Here is a 25,737-nt window from a genome sequence, read left to right as displayed (position 1 = left end):
TGCAAACTTCCCCAGCTGGCTGCAATCTGGATGATAGGCTGATAATATTGCTGAGAAAACTGAGTAAAAGTGGTAATCAGGCCAACTGCAACAGCCGTTTCAACATTAGGATCGCTCAGTAAGACAGCCGATCCAACAAAAATAACAATGGCTGTATTAATCAAATTCATCCCGTTCATGATAGGGAAAAGAAGCCCTGAAAATGTCCGGCCTTTAAAGGTCGCTAAGCGTACTCGGTCATTCTGCTCAATGAAACCTTTGATGACCTCCTCCTGCATTCCCTGAACGATAACGGCTTTCTGACCGGAAATTGTCTCGTCCATATAAGCATTGAGGCGGCCGACTTCTTTTTGCTGAAGATTGGTGTACTTCCTGGCCAGCCTAACAATGACCACTAGAAGAAGAAAAGCAACCGGTGTGCTAGCTACCGTTATCCAGGCCAATCTAGCATTTTGGGCAAACATGATAATCACGAGGCCCAGATAGAGCAAGGCATTGCTCATCACCTGGATCATGCTCTCATTTAGAGCTTGCAGGATATTGTCCAAGTCGCTGGTAAAACGCGACAGAATGTCTCCATCCTGATGGCGGTCAAAGAAAGCAACTGTCATCTTGGACAGCTTGCCAAACAGGCCCTTACGCATCTCATTGGTCGAATGGGCAATAACTCGGGTCATCAAAACCATGTAAATTAAGCTGGAAATAGATAGGCAGACAAAAGATACCAATACACTGCCCATGACGCTGCCAAAAGTCGACAGAATCTGATCAGTCTCACCCTTCTCAGCAAAAGCCCGTCCCAACTCAACCAAATGCTGAACAGCCTGACCGACATAAACCGGAAAAAGGACCTGAAAAACAGTCGCTGTTACCATCATCAAGAGCACAATGACAAAGGATAATTTGTAACGCTTAAAATATTGCCAGAAAAATGCAATCGTCCGCATCTTAGTCCTCCTTCCCTTTCTGCGTTTCGTAAATTTCGCGGTAGACATCGTTAGTGGCGACCAATTCCGCATGCGTCCCTTGGCCAATCAGCCGTCCTTGATCCAAGACCAGAATCTTATCTGCATGAACGACGGAGCTAATCTTTTGAGCGATGATAATTGTCGTCGTTCCTTGCAGCTCTTTATTCAAGGCTTCTTGAACCAACTTTTCTGACTTGGCATCCAAGGCTGAGGTCGAATCATCTAAAATCAAAATATTGGGATTGTTGACAACACCTCTGGCAATGGACATCCGCTGCTTCTGACCGCCAGAGAAGTTGCTGCCACGCTCCTCCACTGCACTGTCAAAACTCTCTTCCATACGGCTGATAAATTCACTAGCTTGGGCAATACGAGCCGCCCGCTCCATCTCAGGCAGCGAAGCGTTGAGCTTGCCCTGACGGAGATTGTCCGCAATGGTCCCGCTAAATAGAATCGCCCGCTGCAGCACGATAGAAACATTTTTACGAAGAGTTCCCTGACTAAGCTCTCGCAGATCTCGACCGCCAATCTTGACCGAACCTTCCTGCGGGTCAAAAAGACGGGGAATCAGCTGAGCCAAGGTGGACTTGCCAGCGCCTGTCGCACCGACAACGCCAATCATTTGCCCAGGCTCTACCTCAAAGCTGATATCCTTTAGCATTGGCTCGTCATCATTGGGATAGGAAAAAGTCACATGCTCAAAACTGAGGCTACCTTCTAGTTCTTCATCTGGCGAGTCTGGGAAAGCCATAGCTGGCTCCGTTGCCAATACTTCCTTGATCCGACGGATAGAAATGATCCCCCTCGTCACACCATTTCCCAAGAAGCCAACCATAATGATAGTGAAAATAATCTGGCTCAGGTAACCGATAAAAGAAGCGATGGAGCTGACCAGTCCTGGCTCCGCCTGAATCATGCCAGACAGAGTCCAGATAGCCAAGTAAACAGAGCTGTAGCCGACCAACATCATCATTGGCTCAATGATTGAAAAAGCATAGCCAATATAGAGATTCTCTGATAAAAGTTCATCAGACACCTGACTGAACTTACGAAACTGGTCTTCCTCCCGAACGAAGGACTTGACCACTCGCACACCACGAAGATTTTCCTTAGCAATGGCATTGATCTTATCCAAAAGAGTCTGGAATTTCTTAAAACGAGGACCCATCATCCCCATCATGACAGCCGTTAGACCAGCTATGAGCACAATCAGCAAGAAGATAATCCACCAGAGAGAGGGCATGGTCACAATGGCCAAGATAACTGATCCGATAAAAAGAATGGGCAGTCGAAGAAGAATTTGAAAGAGCATCATAGTTACATTTTGAATCTGATTGATGTCATTCGTCATCCGCACGACTAGATTACCAGCGTTGAATTCCTCGATATTGGCATAAGAAAAGGTCTGAATCTTGCGGAAAGTCTCCTCGCGGAGATCTGATGAGACAGCTTGGGCAATATAAGCCGCCAAGGTCACATTAATCCCTCCTGCCACCAGTCCGACAAAACCGATGCCAATTAGCCAGCCGCCCATACTGTAGATGGTCTGGCTATTTTGCTCCTGCAGAGCATCTAAGATGTGCTTTAAAAACCAGGGCAGTAAAAGAGAGCTGGCAATCATCAGCGAGGTCATCAAAAGCGAACTCAGGGCATACCATTTATACCGTAATAGACTTTTAAAAAACATGCTTCCTCCTACTTTTTTCTTATTTGACTTAGTTTCCTTACTATATCACACATAAAAACAATGTCAAGCAAGAAATTTCTTATATTATATGGTAAAATGAGATATAGACTCTAAAACCGATTTAAATTCAGACTCGGAATTTCATCATAAGGAGAAGATATGGATAAACAACGAGTTGCTGTGATTGGTCCTGGTTCTTGGGGAACGGCCTTATCACAAGTGTTAAATGACAACGGACATGAGGTTCGTATTTGGGGAAATATCGCTGAGCAAATCAACGAAATCAACGACGAACACACCAATAAACGCTATTTCAACGATATTGTACTGGATGAAAAGATCAAGGCTTATCATGACCTAGAAGAAGCTTTAAAAGATGCGGATGCCGTGCTTTTTGTCGTGCCGACCAAGGTAACCCGTCTGGTAGCCAAACAAGTAGCTCAAGCTCTGGACCATAAGGTGAAAATCATGCACGCCTCCAAGGGACTGGAGCCCAATACCCACGAACGGATTTCAACTATCCTAGAAGAAGAAATCCCTGCAGAGCTACGTAGCGAGATTGTCGTTGTCTCAGGTCCCAGCCATGCTGAGGAAACCATTGTACGCGATATTACCCTAATTACTGCTGCTTCTAAGGACCTGGAAACAGCTAAGTATGTGCAGGAGCTCTTCAGCAATCACTACTTCCGCCTATACACTAATACCGACGTCATCGGAGTGGAGACTGCAGGCGCTCTGAAAAACATCATCGCAGTTGGAGCTGGCGCACTCCATGGACTAGGCTATGGTGATAATGCCAAGGCAGCTATTATCACACGAGGTCTGGCCGAAATCACGCGTCTAGGTGTCAAGTTAGGAGCAAATCCTCTGACTTACAGCGGCCTATCTGGTGTCGGCGACTTGATTGTCACAGGGACCTCTATCCACTCCCGCAACTGGCGGGCCGGCAATGCTCTAGGACGCGGCGAGAAATTAGCTGATATTGAAGCCAACATGGGCATGGTTATTGAAGGAATTTCTACCACCAAGGCAGCCTATGAACTGGCCCAGGAGCTGGATGTTTATATGCCGATTACCCAGGCTATTTATAAGGTTATTTATCAAAACTGGAATATCAAAGAAGCCATTTATGAAATCATGAACAATGAATTTAAGGCTGAGAACGAATGGACTTCGTTCTAATAGAAAGGAAATAATTATGTCAAAAGTTAAGAAAGCCGTCATCCCTGCAGCTGGTTTAGGAACCCGCTTCCTGCCAGCTACCAAAGCACTGGCCAAAGAAATGTTGCCAATCGTTGACAAGCCAACCATCCAGTTTATCGTTGAGGAAGCTCTCAAATCTGGAATTGAAGATATTCTAGTTGTCACAGGTAAGTCAAAACGCTCAATCGAAGACCACTTTGACTCAAACTTTGAATTGGAATACAACCTCAAAGAAAAGGGTAAAGACGACTTGCTCAAATTGGTTGATGAAACCACCGGTATTGGTCTGCACTTCATCCGTCAGAGCCATCCGCGCGGACTGGGAGATGCTGTCCTTCAGGCCAAGGCTTTCGTTGGAAACGAACCTTTCGTTGTCATGCTGGGCGATGATCTTATGGATATCACCAATGATAAGGCTGTGCCGCTGACCAAGCAATTGATTAATGACTACGAAGCTACCCATGCTTCTACCATCGCTGTCATGCAGGTCCCTCATGATGAAGTTTCCTCTTATGGTGTGATTGCCCCTCAAGGCGAAGGTGTCAAAGGTCTCTACAGCGTGGAAACTTTTGTCGAAAAGCCAAAACCAGAAGATGCACCGAGTGATTTGGCTATTATCGGCCGCTACCTGCTGACACCGGAAATTTTTGAAATCTTGGAAAAGCAAGCACCAGGTGCTGGAAATGAGATTCAGCTGACCGATGCGATTGATACTCTTAACAAGACGCAGCGCGTGTTCGCTCGCGAATTCAAGGGTGATCGCTATGATGTCGGTGACAAGTTCGGCTTTATGAAGACTTCAATCGACTACGCCCTCAAGCATCCGCAGGTCAAAGACTCCTTGAAGCAGTATATCATTGACTTGGGTCATACATTAGAGAAAAAACAGATTAAAAATAATTGATTCAAACAACTAGCCTTGAAAATAAAATTTCAGCTATAAAAAAGAGGTTAAAAACCTCTTTTTTATATATCGTTAGTTATTTATACACACTTGTTAAATCAAAGAATGATGAAAGCCTAGAAAAATCAGAAGGGCGGCCAAGGCTAGATAGCCAAACAAGACTAGCCAGCGCTGAGCAGGTTTAAAAGCATTGCTCGAGCCTTTGACAGGTAAAATGACCGCGCAGAGTATGCCGCCAATCAAACCGCCCAAATGCCCAGCTAGGCTGATACTAGGCATGAAACTAAAGATGATATTGACCACAATCAAGGTCATATAAGACTGCCCCAGCTGCTGAATGTAGCTGTCGCGAACGACATATTGCAGGGTCACAATAGAAGCAAAGAGACCAAACAAGGCGGTTGAAGCTCCTGCTGATAGAGCATCCGGACTGAAAAAGAAGACAAAGATATTTCCCATTAGGCCAGACATCATATAGAGCAGAAAGAAATTTCGTGAGCCAAAAATGTCTTCTGACTGCCGTCCAATAAAATAAAGAGTAATGACATTTACCACAAAGTGCTCCAAGCCAATATGCACAAAGATAGCAGAAAAGAGACGCCATATCTGAATAGGATTCATGATAATAGTTGGAGAATACACTGCTCCAAATTCAAAGACCGTTTGTGCTTCAGCATAAGAAAAGCCACGTAAAATAAGCATCCCCACAAAGACAAGCGTTGTCAAAATTAGCAAAATACTGGTCACAGGATATTTTTTATCGTAGATGTGGTTCATAAGTCAACACTTCCTTTACTGCTATATCGTGATAATCGGGCTCAAAATCAGACTGTTGAAAACTATAGATGCTGCTGATGGATGTTCCTGCAAAATCAGCCAGATAACGGTCATAGTAGCCACCGCCGTAACCAATCCGAAACCCTTGAGAATTGAAGACCACGCCCGGCACATGAATCAAATCAATTTCTGTCTTGTCCACAGCCTCTTCGCTCGTCGGCTCCATAAGACCGAAAGAGCTCTTTTGCAGATGTCTTTGATCATAATCCACAAATATCATCTGACCCTGGCCATAGGTTTTGGGCACTAAAACCCTCTTGCCATCCAACTGAGCCTGCTTGATAAAGGCTGCAGTTGAGACTTCATGCGGCATAGAAAGATAGGTAGCAATAACCTGAGCTTTTTGATAAGCTGCCGAACTGAGCAAGTGCTGGGTCAGCCAGTTATCTGCCTGCTCTTTTTCTTTTCCTGACAGTTTCTTCATCTGGTTCAGTACAGTTTGTCTCAGCTCTTTTTTCATGCAGCTCGTCCACCTTTTTCTTATCTTTCGTTGATTTTATAATCTAGGAATTTCCCAATCTTTTCAATAGCAAAGGGCAGTGCTGCCTCGTCCGGTGTCATCTTGGGATGATGGAGGGCATAGGGACTGTCCACTCCCAGCCAGAACATGACGCCCTTAACCTTGCTGAGCAGATAGCCGAAATCCTCGCCTGTCATAGCCGGCGCAATATCAATCATCTGCACTCCTTCTTCCTTCTGGAAGAAGTCCATCAATTCGTCTGCCAGATCAGGATGGTTTTCTACAGGTAGGTAGCCACCTTGTTTAAGCTCCAAGTCCAATTCCAGACCGAAACTTTGGGCTATGCCCTCTGCTATTTCCCGTAAGCGCTTCTGGGTCAAGAGGTTCATCTCCTGAGTCAGAGTCCGAATGGTGCCATGCAAAAAGGCCGTTTCTGCAATGACATTATTGGTCGTACCAGCATGGAGTGAACCAAAGGTCACAACTGCCCCTTCGATAGGATCGACATTGCGGCTGACAATGGTCTGCACCTGGGTGATAAAGTAGCTAGCTGCCACCAAGGCATCATTTGCTTCATGAGGAAAAGCCGCATGGCCTCCCTTCCCCTTAAAGGTCAGCTTGACCTCACAGGTACCAGCAAAGAGAGTTTCTCTGTTAGTCGCAATATCACCAACTTTGAGATCCGGCCGCACATGAAGTCCGTAAAACTCATCCGGCAGCCAGTCGCCAAAAGCACCGTCTTCGTACATGAGCATACCGCCAGCTTCATTTTCCTCAGCAGGCTGAAAGAGAAAGAGCAGATTGTGTATAGGCTGAGCGCTCACAGCTTGCTCCAGCAGGCCTAGGGCAACCGTCATGTGCATATCGTGTCCGCAGGCATGCATCCGGCCTTCATGGGTACTGGCAAAGTCCAGACCCGTCTCCTCCACAATCGGAAGGCCATCAATATCTGTCCGCCAGCCAATCGTCTTATCCGGTGAACTTCCCTTGATAAAGACCAAAATACCAGTCCGCCAAGTTCGAATTTCCACAAAGGCTAGGCCTGCTGTCAGTCCATCAATGACCTGCATCAGGTAGGCATGAGTCTTGTATTCTTCCAGACCGATTTCTGGTATCTGGTGTAAATCACGGCGAATTTTCAGATAATCAATCATTGTTTCTTTCCTTTAAAATCTTGTTAGACCATTTAGAGCGTTGAGCCGCACCCAATCAATTCAAATTTATGCTATTTTTAAAGAGTACGCAGAGCGTCTTCCAGAGCTGTCTTCTGCTGGGTCTTCTCGTCAATGGTCTTGATAACTCGTGCCGGAACGCCAGCAACCACTACATTTTCCGGAACATCCTGAGTCACAATCGCACCAGCTGCAACAACGGAACCACTGCCAATTTGTACACCTTCAATCACAACCGCATTGGCACCAATCAGCACGTTGTCGCCAATCCGAACTGGCTCAGCACTAGCCGGCTCAATGACTCCTGCCAGAACCGCACCAGCACCAACATGACTGTTTTTGCCGACAATCGCTCGGCCGCCCAGAATAGCACCCATATCAATCATGGTCCCAGCACCAATTTCTGCACCGATATTGATGACTGCCCCCATCATGATGACTACATTATCACCAATTTCGACTTGGTCACGGATAATAGCACCTGGCTCAATTCGGGCATTGATGTCGCGCTTGTCCAAAAGCGGCACCGCTGAGTTGCGGGCATCCTGCTCTACGACATAGGTCTTATTTTCCTCTAAGTTCACTAGGAGTGGCTTGATTTCTTCCCAATCCCCAAAAAGAACATTGCCTAATTTCACAACAGACCAAGGGATTGATCCGTGCAATTCCCCATTAAAGGTCACCTTGACCGGAGTTTTTTTCTTGGCATCAGCGATAAATTTGATAATTTCTTGAGCGTTCATTTTAGTAGCAGACATAGCTTTACCTCTTTGTTCTTTCTATTTCTTTATTTAGAGAAAGATACACTCTCTCCTAGCCATTTAATATTTATCTATTATAACACATTTCAGATGTTTAGTTTGCACATTATTAGAATGATACTATTATTTCCTACTCAGAGGATTGAATATTTTTTAAACGGAGTCTCCCACCCTTATCCTCCTCAAATTCCAAATGACAGTAGATTCTAATCTAACATAGACTCAGATTAATGTTCCTTGATTCCTACTTTATAATAAGTATTTGGAAGCTCCAATGTTTTAGGGACTCCCTAGATACCCGATTGTGATAAAGCCCATTGCGATTGGTTCCATCTATTCCTTAGACTTTTACTGCCTCAATACCTTTCTCATACTCTCATCAGGATTTTTCTAGTTCTATTTGCACCAGCCTCTTGATTTTTAAAGAAGATTCTGCCGTTTCTGGTCTATCTTCTCAGACCGTGCTGGTCAGCAAACTTTTTAGACGGTAAAGCCCATTCACTTCGTCAAAATACAAAGAAACAGTCATATTGTCTGTGGTTGAGTAACTTAGACTAATTGAATCAACTTGCCCCTTAACTGATTTAGAAGCATAAATAGTTTTAGGCATCCCCAGTTCTGCTATGGCCTGTTTTACTTCCACTCCTTCTTGCTTATCTTGAGGAATAAGAGTTCGGTAATCATCAACCGATTTCGTAACTGGCCCCCAAGCATTACGAAATAATCTAACGTATACCAATGAGAGCTCTGTTCTACCCTCAACATCCCTAAACCTTAAGGTAATATCTCCTTTCTCTCCTATTAATTTATATGTCAATTCTACTAGTTGGCTGCCTTTCACGCTATTATCTATGCTACCGGAACTAGCTTTTCCATACTTCTCGACAACATCCTGTGGAAGCACATTAGGTTCTTTCATCGTTTTTACCATCTGGAGTATATCTTCTATTTGGAAGTCTATTTGTCGATTCTCTTCTATAAGGTCAGAATAATCTTCAGTCAGCTTCTTTATGTTATCTTCTGATTCATCCTGAACTGTACTAGTAGACTGCTCTGATGACTGATTTCGTACTTGCTTGGACCTTGGCCACGTATATGATACAAGGATTGCAAAACAAGTAATTAGCACTAGACCTGTAGAAACTACTAACAAAGAGGCGTATCTAGACTGACCTAAACTTGATATAAGTTTAGATTTTCGATTCTCAGCCAACTTTTTTTGCTGTTTTTCTTTAGCTGTAACCTCAAAGACTTCCCCTTGAGGACTGTTATCAGAAAACACACTAGTTGCTTGCTTGTTTAATCCTGGCTTCTTTGACCACTCCCGTTGAATTTTCCGTCCTCTTCCCATACTCTTCTCCTTAAATAAACCAAATTTCTATTTTTTCAAAACAAAGAATACCGTCTGTCCACTTTTTCTTAATCTGACAAATACTATCTATTCAATAAAATGAACCTTGGTCACACAATAGCAGATAGCTTCAGTTTTCCCCAATAATGAATACTCATAACATCTCCGGCCACTGCCTACCGATACTTTTCGCTCTCAAGATAGCTAACATCAGGTAATATGTTTTTCATAAAGAAGATAGTCACCGGCCTGAGAAACAGTGAACCAAAGACTCACATATTTCCCATTCTCCAACTTATACAACACATTCAGCTTTTGACCACTCTCGCCACCGGAATCAATTTCTATGTATTTTGATAAACCAAACTTCTCTAAAATTTCCTGATAGCTAGTTCCATCTTCGTTGTGAAACTCTCTACCAAGGACAAGATGTTCAAAATCTTCCTCTTTTAGATCCGTTCGGCTTTGAACATACTGCGAACTAGCAAGATTATAAGAATAAATACCTGACAATTGATATTCATTATTTATTTTTTCAAAGTAGAAAGACAAACGCTGCCGCGGTTCTTCGCGAGAATAGAAAAGGCTCATGCGCCCATCAGTCTGATTCAGAAAAGGAGCTAGATTACCTGACTGCGCTTTACCAAATTTTTTAACAATATCCTTTGGTGTTAGTCCAGACCCGCTTCGCTCATCAACATCACTTTTTTTCTGTAGTTGAAGCTGACTAATATCCTCATAAGTCCAATCAAAATAATCGTTCCCCTTATCCACATATTCATCCAATACTCTCTGAGGGGATAAGAAGTATTCAAGCTGTTTTACCAAATAAGGAACTGACAAAAGCAAGAGGATGGACAAGAAACCTGCTGATAACCACAGCACTTGTTTATTAACAAGCTTACGTCCAAGAATTGCTTTCCCGTCTCTCTCAACCGGAGTAGAACTCTTGTTTTCCACCCTATTCTTCGCAACTTCTTGGCGCTCTGCTTCAGTAATAGCTAGTTCCTGTTCCTCTTGGACTTTTCCTGCTCTCTTCTGACCCTGTTGAAATTTAGTTTGGCGCTTTTGGCGCAGACTCTCCCAGTCTTTTCTTGGCATCATTCTCTCCTTTATAACCCAACTATCATCCTCAATCAAATAACCCTAAACTGTAGAACAAGAATCTTCTTATCAATAAACATACTTCCGAGACAGTCGATAATCCCCTGTCTTTGATAAGACAAAGTCTAAGTAAAGATAGCTTTTATTTGTTAGCTGATATTTGAGATAGACAATCGTTCTGTCTTTATAGTCTACAGACTTGTTGATAACTTGTGGCAAACCAAAACGAGACACCACATCTTGAATGTGGGCACCTTGACCAAACTCGTCTGCTTTCAAGTCCTGGAAATCTGCTTCAGTCAGGGTTTCTGAGCCACTTGAGTAAAGCGTGCTGCTCAGTTGGTTACCACGGATTGTGCTCAGTCGGTACTTGCCGTCAATTTTTTTGAACAAAAGACTAGCTGTTTGTTGTCCACTCGATTCACTATAAAAAAGATAAAGTGTATCGTCGCTACCGTTATTGCTTTCTCCTCCAGAAGTTGCCTTCCCAAACCGTTCGATAATTTCTTCGGCAGTTGGAGCGTCTTGTCCACTTCCTTGCTGTTCAGATGAATAGACTTGAAGAGCTAAGATATCATCAAATGTCCAAGTGAAGTTAGCTGCTTTCTTATCAACATAAGCTGTCGCTTCTTGAGAAGTCTCATCCTCGGGAACCTCCCATGAGCGAGACGATGTTTCCGAAAAAGAGTCACTCCCACTTTCCTCGCTAGAAGACCAACTAGATTGATAGGTGTTGCGTTCCTGGCTTCCCTTATTTGAAGAAACATACCGAAAAATAGAAATAAGCACCAATATCAATAAAAGAATTGCCCCGCTTCTCCAGACCCACTTAAAATTTCTTCTTCGCTTCTCTACAAACTCCCCTTGCTTCCAATTATTTTTTGTTTCAGATTTCTGATTTCCTGTTAGTAACTGTCCTGATTCTTCCTTCGTTTCATCAATATCAGGGCTTATTTGAGGTTCTCGCTGCTCTTTTTTAGCTGACGCCGATTTTCCTCCTGTAAATTTAGCCTTGTGCTGTTGTCTCAATGACTCTAAATCTCTTTTTTTCATCCATTCTCCTATTGTATTTTTTATTTAAACTCTATGTTGTTAGCACCTTGAACAAAATTAGCTTCTACATCGAGCGCTAAGTGTTTGTTTCTCCTGCTCCATCCTCTAAACCAGGACTTTTTTCTAATATATAATCTTGAGAATCAGAGACTTCAAAAGAAAGATTAACTATTTGGCCATCAGATAACTGGTAACTAATAGACACTTTGCTAGAAGATATGTAATTTGTATAGATAGAAAGACTATCTGGCAATCCCAATTGACCGACAACTTCTTGGTAGGATTTTCCTTTCTCTATGCCAGAAAAATCTTGACGAGTTAATTGAGAATTTCGATTTGGCAAACTATTGCTGCTAAGATGATGACTGAATAGAGAATCTAATTTAGGCGTTCCCACACTACCGTAACTAGAAAAAGAAATTGAAACCGAAGCATTTGATCCTGCATCAGGATAATCTAAATTCAGTGTTATTATTTGATTATCATAGTTATGTTCCCTCCCAGATTTTGCTTTTCCTAACTTAGCAACCACTTCATCTGCTGTTAAACGAGAGGCAGTTCCTTTAAAATCCGCAAACAAAAGTGCGATATCATCATAAGTGATATGAAACTGATATTCTTCTCCAGCAATCAATTCTGAACGATTAGTAGAAGTTAAATCCCTTTCGCTGTTAGATGACGTTCCCCTCTGATAAATATCAAAAGAATCATTATAAATATTATTTGTTTTAGAGCTCGGATTGGAAACTAGCCCTGCAGCTCCTAGTCCTATGAGTAACATGAAAAACGCCCACATAAGTTTCCAACCCATAGAACTATCAGATGAAGACTCCGAATTTTCCTTCCAAAAAGCCTCATTCTCTTCTTTTTTAGCGAGCTCCTCAGCACTAAATCTCGGACGAAGCTCATACTCTTCTGCTTCAGATACAAGTTCTGAGTCTGGACGACTAGTTTCATCCTTAAAATAGAGTGATTCTTTTTTCTTAGATTTCAAGGATTCTAAAGCAAAAATAAGGCGAGATAACTCTCTCCCCCTCAGGTGCAAGAAGTCATCTGACTCAGCCGTTGAAACTCGTTTAATCTCTGTTTCAGTTCTCAAACCGTCTGGAGTCTCTGAAACATCCTGATAGCTGAACTGAGCTCCACTATCTTTGTCGCTTAAATTAATTACTGAGTTAGAGGAGGATTCATTGGACTCAATGTTTTCGACTGATTTTTTCTCAGTCATTTGTGATTGAGCTAAAGCCTGAGATTCCTCTTCTTCAGATTTTCTTGATGGGAATACAGAATGATTGACGTCCCTTCTTTTAGGCTGAACCTTATTAAATTTTGATTTATGTTCCCGTCTTAAGGCTTCCAGATTTCTTTTTTCCATATATTCTCCCAATCATATTTTTTAAACTAATCAGCATTAGTAAGATAGCATTTGTTATTTATTTTGATAGATCTGCTCTAACAGACAATCGCTAGCTTCTCTTTCTTCAATAAGCTAGAAATACCATATCTGTATCAATAACTTTTTTAAAACATCATTTACTATTTAAAATATTTTACAACAAAAATAACTAATGTGAGACTTTGATGAATAGTCCTTTTAACTTCTCAGTTCACCCTTCCTCTAAACACTTTGAAAAGGCAATGTTTCGCTAAGACAGTCTTGTTCCAGTATATCATATTTTGAACAGGTTTAGCTCTAAATCTACAAGGAAAAAGACACGAACTTTCGTCCGTGCCTAACAAAGCAATTCCAAACCATATACCAACGATATTATTTAATTCTTTCGTTCAAAATGTTCCCGCTGTTAGCATCAATGGTTATTTTAATCTTTTGCGTACCGTTCAGAGCTTCCAGCTTGTGAGATAAGCACTCCTATTCATTTATTCTATTTAGAAAGATTACTCAATAGATACTGTCCGTTTTCCTGACGGATAAAAGTCAAAGTTATCTCCTTATTTGAAGAGGTTTCATAGTTTACAAGCATCTTCGGCTCTGATTCACCATCCCCATAAACTGAGATATGTTGATATTCTGGGTATTCCTTGATTACTTCTTTAAAGGAAGAACCGCCCTCGCCTGTTTCCGCATCACCCATCTTTAAGCTCTCTGTAATCTGACTAGATACCTTTTTATTATAGTCGTCACTACCGGGCATAATACTCATACCCTGAAGATGGTAGCTGCCATCCTCGTGTTTCATAAAGGTCAGAGTGGTATAACTAGAGTCAGGTAACCAAGACAATGAGAGCCCTTCTTCCTGAAACGTAACACTGCTGGCCAAGCCAAAATCTTTGACTACTTGTTCAGGGGTCAATCCTTCATTATCCGCACTAACAATGCTCAGCTTTTCAAGGTCTTTCACTTCCCACTCATATACATCGTCTTTTGATGGAGCCACAAAAGAAGCAACATCGCTTTGATGTCCCTTTCGAGACAGACTTGGCACACTTCCCCCACCCATAAAATTATTTAGGAAATAGCCACCAAGACCTCCTAGCAATAGTCCCGCTGCCAGACCTATTCCTAAAAATCCTATCAGCTTACCCGTACTATTTTTCTTTGGCTCTGGACTTGGCTGGCCAGCGAAGTTTGCAGCTTGCTGTGGTCCGGTAAAGTTCTGACCAGCTGGATTAAATCCCTGAGGAATTTCTTTTTGAAAAGCAGGATTTCCCCAATTATCCTGCTGAGGCATCTGCTGCTGAGGAGCATCAAAAATGGGTTGCTGAACACCAAAATCTTGATTAGGATTCGGCATTTCAGGACTGCCCCCTTCTACTGGGAGAGGCTGTCCCTCTGTTGAGTTAGCTACAAATTGTCCTGGGTCTGATGACTGGGGTTGCTGTGGATAGGGAGCTAATCCTTCTAAAGATTGTTCCTGCGGTTTATTTTGTTCTGACATCGTTTCTCCTTTTATTATTTGAGTTCTATTTTATTTATTGGCAGTAGCGGACAAAAGATAGTTTCCATCCTCCTGCTGAACGAAGAACAACCTATAAGTACCATCATTAGGAGCATCATAAGCCGCCTCCATAATGGTTTGACTAGTATCCTCACTGAAATCTTCATCTACACGAATATAGATACTCCTCGGACTGCCATATTCCTTAAAAACTTCCTTATAGGAAATGCCGTCCTTACCAGTCTTTGCATCGCCTTTTTTCAGTTTTTCAAAGTAATCAGTCGCCATCGCTTCGTCCTCAGCATTATGTTTGCTTCCTTCAAAGCGAATATTATAGATATGAAGGCTATTCAGATAGAAACCATCTTTTTTCTTCTCAAAATCCAGAGAAGCAGTTTGATCTGTATAATAAATTGGCCAATCCTCCTCATCATCAGAATCTTGAAGTGTTCCCCACTCTAAATCAAGGCTGTCACGAGAGATCTCTTCTTTTAAAGCCTTGCCATATTTATCAAGAATATCTTCCACAGAAGTACCATTCGTATCTGTCTGAATAGTATTGAACCGTAACTCTGACAAACTATCAATGTCCCACTTGAACTCAGTAGTATCGGGGTCAATGTACTGATCTGATTGATCTCTCTTTGATTCCCTAGCATCTGCCAAAGGATGAAGCACAGGATATTCTCCTCTGATGACCTCCGCTACTCCCACTCTATATCCCCAGATTCCCCCTCCGATTAGTCCAAGACCAAGAGAGAGCAAGGCTCCGCCTATCAGGATTCCTCTCCAGGATTTATTCTTGGTCAAAGGCGGAGTTGGTCCCTGCGGACTTGAAACATGGCCTTGCTGAGGTTGAAAATGATGCGGGAATTCCTCTTGCGACTGAGCATTCCTTGAAGGCTCAAAAGAATGCTGTGTTTGCTGTTCTGTCAATCTTCTTTCCTCTTTCTTGTTTATTTCCAATAATCTTATCAGTTCTCTTTTAATAACGAAATGCTTTGAAAGCAGTCAGTCACAAAAGATAAACTAAATAACTAAAAACTTACATTTCCTCTGACTTTATATATAAGAAATTTCCATCTGGCTGGCCTACAAACAATAGGTATTCATAACCATCTTCTGTTTTGTAAGTCACCTCAGCAATCAGACGGTTGGAGATAATCTTATTATCCACGTCACGTTCGGTTGTGATGACAATTTCTGACGGAACAGGATGCTTCTTCAGGACCTCTGATAAAGCTGTTCCTCCTTCACCCGTTTCCTTGTCTCCTTTTTTCAAACGTTCAAGGTCTTTGGGAGATAATACGCTCCAATCTGTCGTTTCCTTCCCTTTTCTATATTCTTTAAAAGAATCTCCAACTACCACTTGCCTCAGATAGTAGTTCTGGTCAACTTTATCAAATTGAAAAGAAATATTTTGCTCCTTGTCCCTGACAGAAGGGCCCCATCGGAGTAACAGACGATTACGATCATATTCTGCTGAACTAGCCAAGCCATAAGTTTCAACGATTTGATCAGCCGTCAGACCTAATCCCTCATCATTTGTATAGCTCAACCGTCCCAAGTCTTTCAAGGTCCAATTAAACTGAACCGACTGCCCGTCTGTAGTAAAGCTGTCACTCTTGTCTTTGGCTTCTTCCTGAGCCTTACTCAGACGCTTAATCCTTTGTATATCCTTATTTGTCTGCGCCTGCTTGCCGATAAAATAAGCTGAACCGCTGCCAATCAAAAGACCAATTATGAGAGCAAAAACTGAAAGTCCTATGACTTTTCCGATATTGCCCTTCTTATCAGGCAATCCTTGCGACTGAATCTGCTGGAAATTCCCTTGCAATGGCTGGCTGCTAGCTTGATTTTCTTGCCAAGCCCCTTGCACTTGACCTTGACCATCTTTATCTGACATGGTTTTCTCCTTATAAATTTTGTTGATTTGTCATATTGCGAAAATATTGAAAAACAATGACAAATTTTACAACATTATAACATAAATTGTTCTTCCAATCAAAAAACCTCCCCAAAGGGAGGCTGCGTTTCGAATTAGACTGCTGCTTCAATAATTTACAGGATTTATACTTAAGCTGCTTCGAAGATCTGAATGGTAGTGCCTTGTACAATTACCACTTCTTTCTCTGCAGCAACATGAAGGGTTCCAGGAAGACTGCCTTCTTCTGAAGCATCAAAAGAAATAGTGATATGCCCCAGTCCAGTTAAATTTTTCTCTACTACATTTCCTACAGCTGTAATCAAATATTCTTCACTATCGACTACTAGCTTTCCACCTTTTTGTATTGATCCTAGCAGATCTTTGTTATCAATTTTAAAACAATACTCTGCTAAATCTTCTGGAGCTTCTTCTCCAAATAAAATTAGCATATTAGCGTCTTGAATCATATTCTGAGCTTCAGGGCCCACTTGAATTACTTTAGCTTCAAAAATTTTCTTCATATAATTCCTATTCATCCTTTCTCTAATTGTTAATGAACATTATTCTTACAGATAAATTTAGCATAATAGATGCTAGGTTTGCATTCATCTATCCAAGCTTTATTGATAAAGACCGATGCTTGCTATCCAAGCTACTAACACCCGTGGCACTCCGTTGAGAAAGCGTGAGTAGAGAACAGAGGGTACCCCAACCTCTACAGTTTCAGCCTTGGCTTCCGACAACCCAAGTGCTACAGGAATGAAATCACAACCATTTTGAGTGTTGATGGCAAATAGAGCCGGCAGAGCCATTTGGGGAGGAATATTTCCTTTGCCGATTTCAACACCAATCAAGGTTCCGATGATCTGGCTGATTACGGCGCCAGGGCCTAACAGAGGAGATAAAAATGGCAAAGAACAAATAAAGCCAATCAAAATGAGTCCCCAGATATTCCCAGCTAAAGGAACCATCAATTTTGCAATCCAATTTCCAACACCAGATCCCTGAATGACCCCAATCAGCAAAGAAACGAATGCCATGAAAGGAATGATTGTATTGAGCATCGTTTGAATAGCTTCACGAGCAGCCTGGTTGAAAGTTGCAACAACTTTACCAGCTCCCATCCCAATTCTTGCCACAATACTGGTTTCTGCTTTTTGTTCTGTAATCTTTTTACTTGTATCATAGGTTGGCTTCTCAGTAACGACTGTTGGCGCTTTTTCGTCTTCATTAGCCGCTGAAATTTGATCCAGGCCGACTGCTGATACATAGATATCCTCAGTAATATACTGAGCTAAAGGACCGCTTTTCCCTGTCGCAACAATATTGATAGTGGGAATCCCTTTCTTAGGATAAATACCGCAGCGAAGAGTACCGCCACAATCAACGATTGCTAAAGCAATCTCTTCATCAGGAATAGAAGTTTTGAAGCCATTAACGGCTTCCATACCTGTCAAATCAGCAATTTTATCTACAATATCTGGTTTTTCTCCTCCGCCAGTGATATAGATAAATTTGTGCTTAGCTTCACTAGGAGTAATGACCAAAGGGCCTCCGAAACCACCATTTCCTTTAACAACTTTTATACTCTTGTATACCATAATTTCACTCTTTCTATCCTATCAATCAAACGTTTTACTCAAGGTAACTCCTTGCTGTTTTGCAACATAAGCAGTTGTAAAATCAGTTACCCAGCCACTTATAAAGTTCATGACAATCCCCACAAGCATGTAACGAATTGCCAAATCCATCTGACTTAAACCTAAAGTTTGAATCCCCGTCGCGATTCCCATCCATACAAACAATTCACCAGGATTGATATGAGGGAATACACCATTTGAAGTGTGACAGAATTGCATCTGGGCTGCTACAAAACCAGGTTTATAATATTCTGGTAAGAAACGTCCCATACTGATTGCCATAGGATTTCCCAGCATAAATGCTGAAATAAAAGGTAAAATCATATAACGGCTAATAGGATTCTTTGCGGAAATCTTAGCCAAAGCATTGACTTTTTCTTCTCCCAAGAAAGCGATAAGTGTATTCATTGCAATCAATAGCATCAAGACCAGCGGCACAATATTTGTCATCCAACTAATAAATGTCTCTCCGCCCAATTGGAAAAGTTTCATAAAACTCTCTGCAAATTTTGTAATGTGATTCATAACGAACTCCTTTTCTTATTTTTTGTAAAGAACTGCTTAATAGATAATTTTAAGTAATTGGCATAGAAAGCCAATCCCAGAAAAGAATTAGAAGAATTTGTCTCTTGCTCAATACCAGCCTCGTGCCAAAGATAAACCTTTCTAGCATCTTCTATAGCTTCTTGTAATAACTTATTTTCCTGTCTAACAAGAGGATTATACTTATCAAAATAATGGATATCTTCTCCAACAAAATTTTCCATGTTTTGAAAGCGTGCTAAGATAGTGACTCCCTGCATTTTGCTAGCTTTGAGAACTCGACCATTCTCATCAACTGCAAACATGACAATCGTACCAGATTTGATTTTTCCTGACTTCCTGCCAATAGCTACGCGCCCTAATTTCCTGAGTATCGTATAGGTCTTATTGAAGTCTTTTAGTTGTTGCCAGCCGAGGAAGATTTGGAAAACATAAGCCGCCATGGCAAATATTGCAAAAATTATTAGCGAATTCATTAAAATACTCCTTTGCTCTCAGAAAATGATAAAAACTCTGCTTCCGTGTTTACACCTCTCAATGCTTCTTTCAAAGAAGACTCACCTGCGACTCTAAAAATATCGTCGTACACTTCTAGTAATTCACTTTCCATCTTGGTTTCAATTTCAGAAGGAATCGCAACCAAAAAGATAAATTCAATCAATTCATCACCTTTTTGATAAGGCTCTTCCAACTTCCCAAACATCAAAATTGTCTTTGAATAGCCTTTATTAATCGTATGGGGAAAGGCAATACCCCCACCAAAAACAGTTGATTGCTTCCTCTCTCTTTCAAGAATCCGTTCTTTAAAATCTGCATCAATCATCTGAAATTTCTCTAACTCAGCTACCATTTTTAACAAATAACGCTGATAATTTTTTTCAGGATTCAAATAAATAAATCGCAAGCTTACAGTTTCTAGATTTTTTTGGTGAAAATCATTCGCCCGCTGCCATTCTTCTTGCAGCCATTGATCATCAAAAAGATGATTAACCTGTATTACTGGGGATTTAGAATTCTGATATTTCAGAGGCACTGTCGTGAAAATTGCAAAGTATTCCTGATCAAGATCGAAATTAAAATCCTCTTCAGAATACTGTGTGATATCCACATCATTTCCAAGAACTCGCCTGAGCTGCTGAATAATCATCGCAGCAGTTCCTCTGCCAGTCGTGCAGACTACAGCTATCTGTTTGCGAGAACCCTTCACGGTAGAGTTTTGCTTTCTTAAAATCATTTCAAAGTACAAAGCCAGATAACCGATTTCAGATTTTTCCAATTCGGTACCAAAAATGGAGGTCAGTTCTTCTCCAGCTATTTTAGCCATTTCAAAAGCAAACGGATATTGATTTTGAACCTCGCCATGAAATATATCATTAGCTTGCACATGGAAGATCAGTCTATTAATTAAAGAACCAAGATGAGGTTTGATTTCTTCGAACAATTCAGCTTCATCAAAGTGTACCAGCATTTTTTCTTTGACTTTCTGCACAATCTGGTGAAACACTTGAGTAAGCTGATTAGAGTGATAAGAAGGTTTACTTAAAGTATCGATAAAACGGACATTAAACGGAAAACATAAGAAGTCTATCTCAAACTGACTTAGAGAAATTTTATAAGTCATCTCAATATGATAGATTAACTGCTCAGCCATAAGTGTCGATGTTAAATCATTCCTGTAGTAAGGAATAGGACAATCCAACATCCTAGATGAGTGAATGCGCTCCACTATAATAGAAATAGTCTTTCGAAGGAGATCCTGTGTTTCTTTGGGAATTTTATAGTCTTGAACCAAGGTCTCCAGAAAATAAGAGGTTTCCCCAGTTAGAGTGTTTCCTTCAAAGTAAGGAGCCACTTGATGAATATATAGCAAACGTAAATTCAACTCGCTGCCCAAAATCTCCAATCCTCGATTAGGCTTTCCTGAAATTGTGATGAAGTATTTCTCTGCTAAAGACTTGACCTGTTTCAAATCCTTATTAAGCGTACTTCTACTAACGCCTACTTCCTCTGCCAAATCGTCAATAAGAAGAGGGGAGGTTGACTCAATTAAACGTTTTAGCAAATAGGCAATTCTTTTACTGGAAGAATTAAAGTCACTTTCCTTTTTTAAACTACCAGATAAAATTTTTTCCAACTCTGTATAGTCATATACTTCCAATAATAGCTGATCATCCTTTGAGATAATCTGTATATTAGGAGCTAAAACATCATTTAATTGTTGGATACTCTTTTGCAAGGTTTGCATACTAATATCCAACTCTAAACGCATATCTACCAAGGAATAAGTCGGCTGCGAGACCATTTTTTCCAAAATGTTATACCATCGATTTACTAAAGTCAACTCTCTTCCTCACCTTCATTATTTTAACCGCGAGTCTTACCTCCGGCAATATTTGTAGTTACACCTGTAATATAGCTAGAACGGTCTGAAATGTAGAAAGCAACGAGGTCGGCTACCTCCCGTAGTTTACCACTCCGACCTAATGGTGTTGTTGAAGTTGAAGCATATCCAGCTCTAATATCTTCGACAGTCTTTCCTCGTGTATAGGCAAGCGCTTCTTCATAAGTAAGTGTTCGAAGTCCTGTAGCTTCCATAATTCCTGGAGCAACTCCCACCACACGAACACCATGCTTACCAAGCTCTTTCGCCCATGAACGAGTGTAACTATATACTGCAGCTTTCGTTGCAGCATAAGCGCTTTGTCCTTCAGAACCTTCTAGGCCTGCTTCAGATGCCATATTCACAATCACACCTTTTCCATTTTTCACTAGAATCCGTCCTACAGTCTGACTAACCAAATACAAGCCCTTTTGGTTAATCATCGTTACTTTTTCGAATGTCTCATCATCTAGTTCATAAGGACCTTTAGGATTTTCAGCATCAATTAATAATCTAGGAATGTTAATCCCTGCATTATTAACCACAGCATCAATATTGCCAAATTTTTCAACAATTTTAGCAACACCTGCTTCTACTTCAGAACGAGAAGTTACATCAACTTTTACAAACAATAGATTCGGATGACGTAAATCATTGTCACTAAGGTCAAAATTCGCTACATTAACACCTAATTCCAGCAATTCTTCAACGATTGCCTTGCCAATACCAGATGAAGCGCCTGTTACAAGAACTGTTTTGCCTTTTATGTTTAACCAATCATTCATTTTGATACCTCTCAAATTTTATTTACAAGGCAATTATACAGCGCTTTCATAAAATAATTAAGACAGTCTTTTTTGAACTGTTCAAAAAAATAATAAACTAATTAAGAGGATTATACTAAAAAATCCACAAGAAATTAACTTGTGGATTTTTTTATTCTGAATGAACTCAAAATATATGAGAATCAAAGACGTGCATTCAGTTCTGCACCAAGCTCTTCAAAACCTGGTTTCCCAAGAAGAGCAAACATGTTTTTCTTATAAGCTTCAACTCCTGGCTGGTCAAACGGATTGATTCCATTCAAGTAACCAGAAAGAGCAATAGCCAATTCAAAGAAGTAAATGGTATATCCCAACGTAAACTCATCTTGCTCAGGCAAAGTCACAAACATATTCGGTACTCCACCGTCTGTATGTGCTAGTAGAACTCCATCCGTTGCTTTCTTATTAACAAAATCAACATCTTTTCCTTGCAGATAGCCTAGGCCGTCCAAGTCTTCTGCTAATTCAGGAATCAGCACATTTTTGCGTGGCTTATCTACACGAATAACTGTTTCAAAGAGGATACGAGTACCTTCTTGAATAAATTGTCCAAGAGAGTGCAAGTCTGTTGAAAAGTTAGCAGAAGTTGGGTAGATACCTTTTTGGTCTTTACCTTCTGATTCACCTGCCAGCTGCTTCCACCACTCTGAAAAGTACTGCAGAGATGGTTCGTAGTTAGCTAGAACTTCTGTTAGATAACCTTTACGGTATAAGATGTTGCGTACAACTGCATATTGATAAGCTTCATTTTCAGCCAACTTGTCAGAAGCATAAGTCTCACGTGCTGCATTTGCTCCTTCCATCAACTTGCTGATATCAGCACCCGCTGCTGCGATTGGCAAAAGCCCTACTGCTGTCAGTACTGTAAAACGACCACCCACGCTATCAGGCACTACAAAAGTGTCCCAGCCATTAGCATCCGCTTCAACCTTAACTGCTCCTTTGACCCGGTCTGTAGTTGCATAAATCCGTTTATTAGCTTCTTCTTGACCATATTTTTTAACCAAGAGCTCTTTGAATACACGGAAAGCGATAGCAGGTTCTGTTGTTGTTCCTGACTTAGAAATAACATTGACAGAGAAATCTTTGTCTGATACATAGTCCACCAAATCAGCCAAATAGCTTGAAGAGATAGAGTTTCCAGCATAGAGGATCTGAGGTGCCTTACGTTCTTCCTTGCTTTGCAAGTTTACAAATGAATTATTCAAGAAATCGATAGCTGCACGAGCACCTAAATAGGAACCACCAATACCGATTACGATCAATACTTCACTATCAGATTGGATTTTAGCAGCAGCCTTTTGAATACGAGCAAATTCATCTTTGTCGTATTCTTCAGGTAAGTTCAACCAGCCAGTCATTTCTGCCCCAGGACCTGTTCCATTTCGCAGAGCAGAATCCGCTGCAGTCACTTGAGGCTGCATATAATCTATTTCATGTGGTGCTACAAACTTATCTAGTACCTTTGAGTAGTCAAATTTAATATGTGTCATGTTTGTCCTCCAATTGTTCTTTTCTCTTATGATAACGCTTTAAGAAAAAATAAGCAAGTGCTTTTACTATTTTAAAACGTTTACATTTTTTATTCCATACTATTTTACTAAATAAGATAATCCTAGGACATGACTGAGAGCAATCGTTTGCATATATCTTATAAAAACGAGGTTAGCTATTGCCATTTCTTGCGAGTAAATTCTTTATAAAGTTCTACTAAAAATTTAAAAAACCAACATGTAAATTGAACTGCATCAATACTTCTAAACTCATCTGCCTCCTTCGGACTTGATTCGTTAAGAGGCATAGAAAAAGAGCACACAGCTTACTTCGCTTAGGGCTGCTGGATTCCTCCCCTGACCCGCTTCACGCAAAACTGTTGCTCCACTAATTAGTATAACACAAACTTTTGATTTTGGCTAATTTTATTTTTTCCTTCTCTGTCTGAAAAATTCCTGCATGATTTGAGCGCATTCTTCTTGGAGAACACCTGTCTCCACCTCTACTCGATGATTCAGGCGCTCATCTGTCAAAATATCATAAAGGCTGCCAGCTGCACCAAACTTCTGATTTGCTGCTCCATAGACAACATGGGGTATGCGCGCTAGACCAATCGCTCCGCTGCACATGACACAGGGCTCAATAGTCACAAAAAGCGTTGTATCCAGCAAGCGCCAGCTATTTTCATGCCGATTCGCCTCTTCGATAGCCATAATTTCCGCATGCATAACAGCCCGTTGCAGCTCCTCACGTGCATTGTGACCGCGACCGATAATCTTACCTTCTTTAACCAAAACACAGCCGATAGGAATTTCATCATGAGCTAGGGCAATCTCCGCCTCCTTTAAAGCTTCCCGCATGAATGCTTCTTTTTCTTCAATCGTATAATTCATCATTGTCTTTCTAAATCTATAGTCGTCTATCCCATTATACCACAAGCCCGCTGCACTTCTCAGAAAAAGTAAAAGCCACCACTGGGGTGACTTTCAGGAGATTATTATGAAAAAAGTTTAGGATTTTTAAACAAAGTTAGGAGGTCTTTGTTTATGCTGTTAGTATAAAATATATATCTTAAATGAGTCTTAATATTAAATTTTCCTACAAAAAAGCACAAGAAGCAATTTTCTTGTGCTGACTTTTTTATAAATTTGACCAGACGCTTTCCAAGATGTTGGTCTGCTCGCGGCCAGGACCGACTGAGAAGGTAGAAATACGAACACCAACCAACTCACTCACCCGGCGAACATAGTTGCGGGCATTTTCTGGCAAGTCTTCCAGACTGCGAACACCGGTGATGTCCTCTGACCAGCCTGGCAGCTCTTCGTAAATCGGCTTGCAGCGCTTGAGCTGTTCCAGACTAGCTGGGTAATGGTCAATTCGCTGTCCATCCAAGTCATAGGCTACACAGATCTTGACTGTATCCAGACCGCTCAATACATCTATGGAATTAAGCGAAAGATTGGTAATCCCTGACACACGGCGGCTATGGCGCATGACAACCGAGTCAAACCAGCCTACCCGACGCGGACGGCCAGTGGTAGTCCCATATTCGTGGCCGATATCACGAATGCGGTCACCTACTTCATCGAAAAGCTCTGTTGGGAATGGTCCATCTCCGACCCGACTGGTGTAGGCCTTGCAGACACCGACTACCTTGTCAATCTTACTCGGACCAACACCGGAACCGATGGTGACTCCCCCTGCAACTGGATTAGAAGAAGTTACAAATGGATAAGTCCCTTGGTCAATATCCAACATAACCCCTTGAGCCCCTTCAAAGAGCACTCGCTTGCCTTGGTCCAGCGCATCGTTGAGGATAACAGAGGTATCGGTCACATACTGCTTGATTTGCTGACCATATTCATAGTATTCTTCAAAAATATCATCAAAGCTGATTGCTGTACTATCGTATAATTTCTCAAAGAGGCGGTTTTTCTCAGCTAAATTCCGCTCCAAGCGTTCTCTGAAAATATCTTTATCCAAAAGGTCAGCGATGCGGATACCGACACGAGCAGCCTTGTCCATATAGGCAGGGCCAATTCCCTTGATTGTCGTCCCGATTTTATTATCACCTTTTGCATCTTCCTGCAGGCGATCCAGCTCGATATGATATGGCAGGATGACATGCGCTCGATCAGAGATACGAAGGTTATCCGTCGTCACACCCTCTTCATGCAGATAGTTCAATTCTTTGACCAGAGATTTGGGATTGACCACCATTCCATTCCCAATGACAGAGATTTTTTCTGGGAAGAAAATCCCTGACGGAATCAGGTGCAGCTTGTACTTCTTGCCATCAATCACGATGGTATGGCCGGCATTGTCACCACCCTGATAGCGGGCAATCACTTCGGCATTGGCTGAAAGGAAGTCTGTAATCTTCCCTTTTCCTTCATCTCCCCACTGGGTTCCTACAACAACTACTGATGTCATAATTTTGTCTGAGCTGAAGCAGCTCGTCCTTTCTTGAAAAGCAGGCAGGAATCTCACCTGCGATTATGTTTTATACCTCATTATATGAAAAATTTAACA

Annotated in this window: 23 protein-coding genes, 1 other RNA gene and 2 pseudogenes; 2 read left to right on the top strand and 24 right to left on the bottom strand. The window is 41.4% G+C overall.

Annotated elements, in window-relative coordinates; genetic code table 11:
- Window positions 1–101 precede the first annotated feature (101 nt).
- The 3 genes and pseudogenes from J1C81_RS01100 to J1C81_RS01090 form a co-directional block, all read right to left on the bottom strand.
- Window positions 102–833 (bottom strand): annotated as a pseudogene (locus tag J1C81_RS01100) (ABC transporter ATP-binding protein); the annotation flags it as partial.
- Window positions 809–947, bottom strand: a pseudogene (locus J1C81_RS01095) (ABC transporter ATP-binding protein); the annotation flags it as partial. The pseudogenes J1C81_RS01095 and J1C81_RS01100, both read right to left, overlap by 25 nt.
- Before the next feature lies 1 nt (window position 948).
- A complete protein-coding gene (locus tag J1C81_RS01090; RefSeq protein ID WP_002916636.1) occupies window positions 949–2,655 on the bottom strand; it encodes an ABC transporter ATP-binding protein in 1,707 nt (568 codons plus the stop codon).
- Window positions 2,656–2,814: 159 nt separating this feature from the next.
- On the opposite strand from J1C81_RS01090, the gene J1C81_RS01085 reads away from it, so the two are divergent.
- A complete protein-coding gene (locus tag J1C81_RS01085; RefSeq protein WP_002916637.1) occupies window positions 2,815–3,837 on the top strand; it encodes an NAD(P)H-dependent glycerol-3-phosphate dehydrogenase in 1,023 nt (340 codons plus the stop codon).
- Between the two features lie 16 nt (window positions 3,838–3,853).
- Complete coding sequence (galU, locus tag J1C81_RS01080; protein ID WP_002916638.1) at window positions 3,854–4,762, top strand: UTP--glucose-1-phosphate uridylyltransferase GalU; 909 nt, start codon at window positions 3,854–3,856, stop codon at window positions 4,760–4,762.
- A 93-nt stretch (window positions 4,763–4,855) separates the two neighbouring features.
- Here the strand turns inward: galU and J1C81_RS01075 are convergent, their stop codons facing one another.
- The 21 genes from J1C81_RS01075 to J1C81_RS00975 form a co-directional block, all read right to left on the bottom strand.
- Entirely contained in the window at window positions 4,856–5,539 is a 684-nt protein-coding gene (locus tag J1C81_RS01075) for a rhomboid family intramembrane serine protease (RefSeq protein ID WP_002916640.1), read from the bottom strand.
- On the bottom strand, window positions 5,520–6,059 hold the full coding sequence (locus tag J1C81_RS01070) for a 5-formyltetrahydrofolate cyclo-ligase (protein ID WP_002916641.1): 540 nt from the start codon (window positions 6,057–6,059) through the stop codon (window positions 5,520–5,522). Before J1C81_RS01070 ends, J1C81_RS01075 begins: the two co-directional genes overlap by 20 nt.
- A gap of 20 nt (window positions 6,060–6,079) precedes the next feature.
- Window positions 6,080–7,213, bottom strand: a complete 1,134-nt coding sequence (locus tag J1C81_RS01065) for an N-acetyldiaminopimelate deacetylase (protein WP_002916643.1) — start codon at window positions 7,211–7,213, stop codon at window positions 6,080–6,082.
- A 77-nt stretch (window positions 7,214–7,290) separates the two neighbouring features.
- Window positions 7,291–7,989 carry a 2,3,4,5-tetrahydropyridine-2,6-dicarboxylate N-acetyltransferase gene (gene dapD / locus J1C81_RS01060; protein WP_002916644.1) on the bottom strand — a complete coding sequence of 233 codons (699 nt, stop codon included), beginning with the start codon at window positions 7,987–7,989 and terminating at the stop codon, window positions 7,291–7,293.
- A 457-nt stretch (window positions 7,990–8,446) separates the two neighbouring features.
- Window positions 8,447–9,343: a hypothetical protein gene (locus tag J1C81_RS01055; RefSeq protein WP_002916645.1), complete on the bottom strand. Its 897-nt coding sequence runs from the start codon at window positions 9,341–9,343 to the stop codon at window positions 8,447–8,449.
- Between the two features lie 210 nt (window positions 9,344–9,553).
- A complete protein-coding gene (locus J1C81_RS01050; protein WP_032909936.1) occupies window positions 9,554–10,447 on the bottom strand; it encodes a hypothetical protein in 894 nt (297 codons plus the stop codon).
- Between the two features lie 69 nt (window positions 10,448–10,516).
- Window positions 10,517–11,500, bottom strand: coding sequence for a hypothetical protein (locus J1C81_RS01045; RefSeq protein ID WP_002916647.1), 984 nt, complete (start codon window positions 11,498–11,500; stop codon window positions 10,517–10,519).
- Between the two features lie 76 nt (window positions 11,501–11,576).
- Window positions 11,577–12,875, bottom strand: a complete 1,299-nt coding sequence (locus J1C81_RS01040; RefSeq protein ID WP_002916648.1) for a hypothetical protein — start codon at window positions 12,873–12,875, stop codon at window positions 11,577–11,579.
- Between the two features lie 508 nt (window positions 12,876–13,383).
- On the bottom strand, window positions 13,384–14,397 hold the full coding sequence (locus J1C81_RS01035; protein WP_002916649.1) for a hypothetical protein: 1,014 nt from the start codon (window positions 14,395–14,397) through the stop codon (window positions 13,384–13,386).
- A 30-nt stretch (window positions 14,398–14,427) separates the two neighbouring features.
- Complete coding sequence (locus tag J1C81_RS01030) at window positions 14,428–15,363, bottom strand: hypothetical protein (RefSeq protein WP_002916651.1); 936 nt, start codon at window positions 15,361–15,363, stop codon at window positions 14,428–14,430.
- 79 nt (window positions 15,364–15,442) lie between these two features.
- Complete coding sequence (locus J1C81_RS01025; protein WP_002916652.1) at window positions 15,443–16,303, bottom strand: hypothetical protein; 861 nt, start codon at window positions 16,301–16,303, stop codon at window positions 15,443–15,445.
- Window positions 16,304–16,473: 170 nt separating this feature from the next.
- Window positions 16,474–16,845 carry a PTS glucitol/sorbitol transporter subunit IIA gene (locus J1C81_RS01020; protein WP_032909939.1) on the bottom strand — a complete coding sequence of 124 codons (372 nt, stop codon included), beginning with the start codon at window positions 16,843–16,845 and terminating at the stop codon, window positions 16,474–16,476.
- A 99-nt stretch (window positions 16,846–16,944) separates the two neighbouring features.
- Window positions 16,945–17,925 (bottom strand): PTS glucitol/sorbitol transporter subunit IIB, encoded by a 981-nt coding sequence (gene srlE / locus J1C81_RS01015; RefSeq protein ID WP_002916654.1) that lies wholly within the window; start codon window positions 17,923–17,925, stop codon window positions 16,945–16,947.
- Window positions 17,926–17,946: 21 nt separating this feature from the next.
- Window positions 17,947–18,489, bottom strand: a complete 543-nt coding sequence (srlA, locus tag J1C81_RS01010; RefSeq protein ID WP_002899205.1) for a PTS glucitol/sorbitol transporter subunit IIC — start codon at window positions 18,487–18,489, stop codon at window positions 17,947–17,949.
- Window positions 18,486–18,983 carry a transcriptional regulator GutM gene (locus tag J1C81_RS01005; protein ID WP_002899206.1) on the bottom strand — a complete coding sequence of 166 codons (498 nt, stop codon included), beginning with the start codon at window positions 18,981–18,983 and terminating at the stop codon, window positions 18,486–18,488. The genes srlA and J1C81_RS01005 overlap by 4 nt, the downstream gene beginning before the upstream one ends.
- A complete protein-coding gene (locus tag J1C81_RS01000) occupies window positions 18,983–20,809 on the bottom strand; it encodes a BglG family transcription antiterminator (protein WP_080555469.1) in 1,827 nt (608 codons plus the stop codon). Before J1C81_RS01000 ends, J1C81_RS01005 begins: the two co-directional genes overlap by 1 nt.
- A gap of 62 nt (window positions 20,810–20,871) precedes the next feature.
- Window positions 20,872–21,672 (bottom strand): SDR family oxidoreductase, encoded by an 801-nt coding sequence (locus tag J1C81_RS00995; protein ID WP_002916657.1) that lies wholly within the window; start codon window positions 21,670–21,672, stop codon window positions 20,872–20,874.
- Window positions 21,673–21,854: 182 nt separating this feature from the next.
- Window positions 21,855–23,204: a glucose-6-phosphate isomerase gene (locus J1C81_RS00990; RefSeq protein WP_002916659.1), complete on the bottom strand. Its 1,350-nt coding sequence runs from the start codon at window positions 23,202–23,204 to the stop codon at window positions 21,855–21,857.
- Window positions 23,205–23,510: 306 nt separating this feature from the next.
- Window positions 23,511–23,596, bottom strand: an RNA gene (gene ffs, locus J1C81_RS00985) — signal recognition particle sRNA small type.
- A 34-nt stretch (window positions 23,597–23,630) separates the two neighbouring features.
- Window positions 23,631–24,101, bottom strand: a complete 471-nt coding sequence (gene tadA / locus J1C81_RS00980; RefSeq protein WP_002916661.1) for a tRNA adenosine(34) deaminase TadA — start codon at window positions 24,099–24,101, stop codon at window positions 23,631–23,633.
- A gap of 244 nt (window positions 24,102–24,345) precedes the next feature.
- Window positions 24,346–25,638: an adenylosuccinate synthase gene (locus J1C81_RS00975; RefSeq protein WP_002916662.1), complete on the bottom strand. Its 1,293-nt coding sequence runs from the start codon at window positions 25,636–25,638 to the stop codon at window positions 24,346–24,348.
- Between the last annotated feature and the right edge of the window lie 99 nt (window positions 25,639–25,737).

It is taken from the genome of Streptococcus sanguinis (genome assembly GCF_050225395.1).
Lineage (GTDB): Bacteria > Bacillota > Bacilli > Lactobacillales > Streptococcaceae > Streptococcus.
This window is presented reverse-complemented; position numbering and strand designations above follow the sequence as displayed.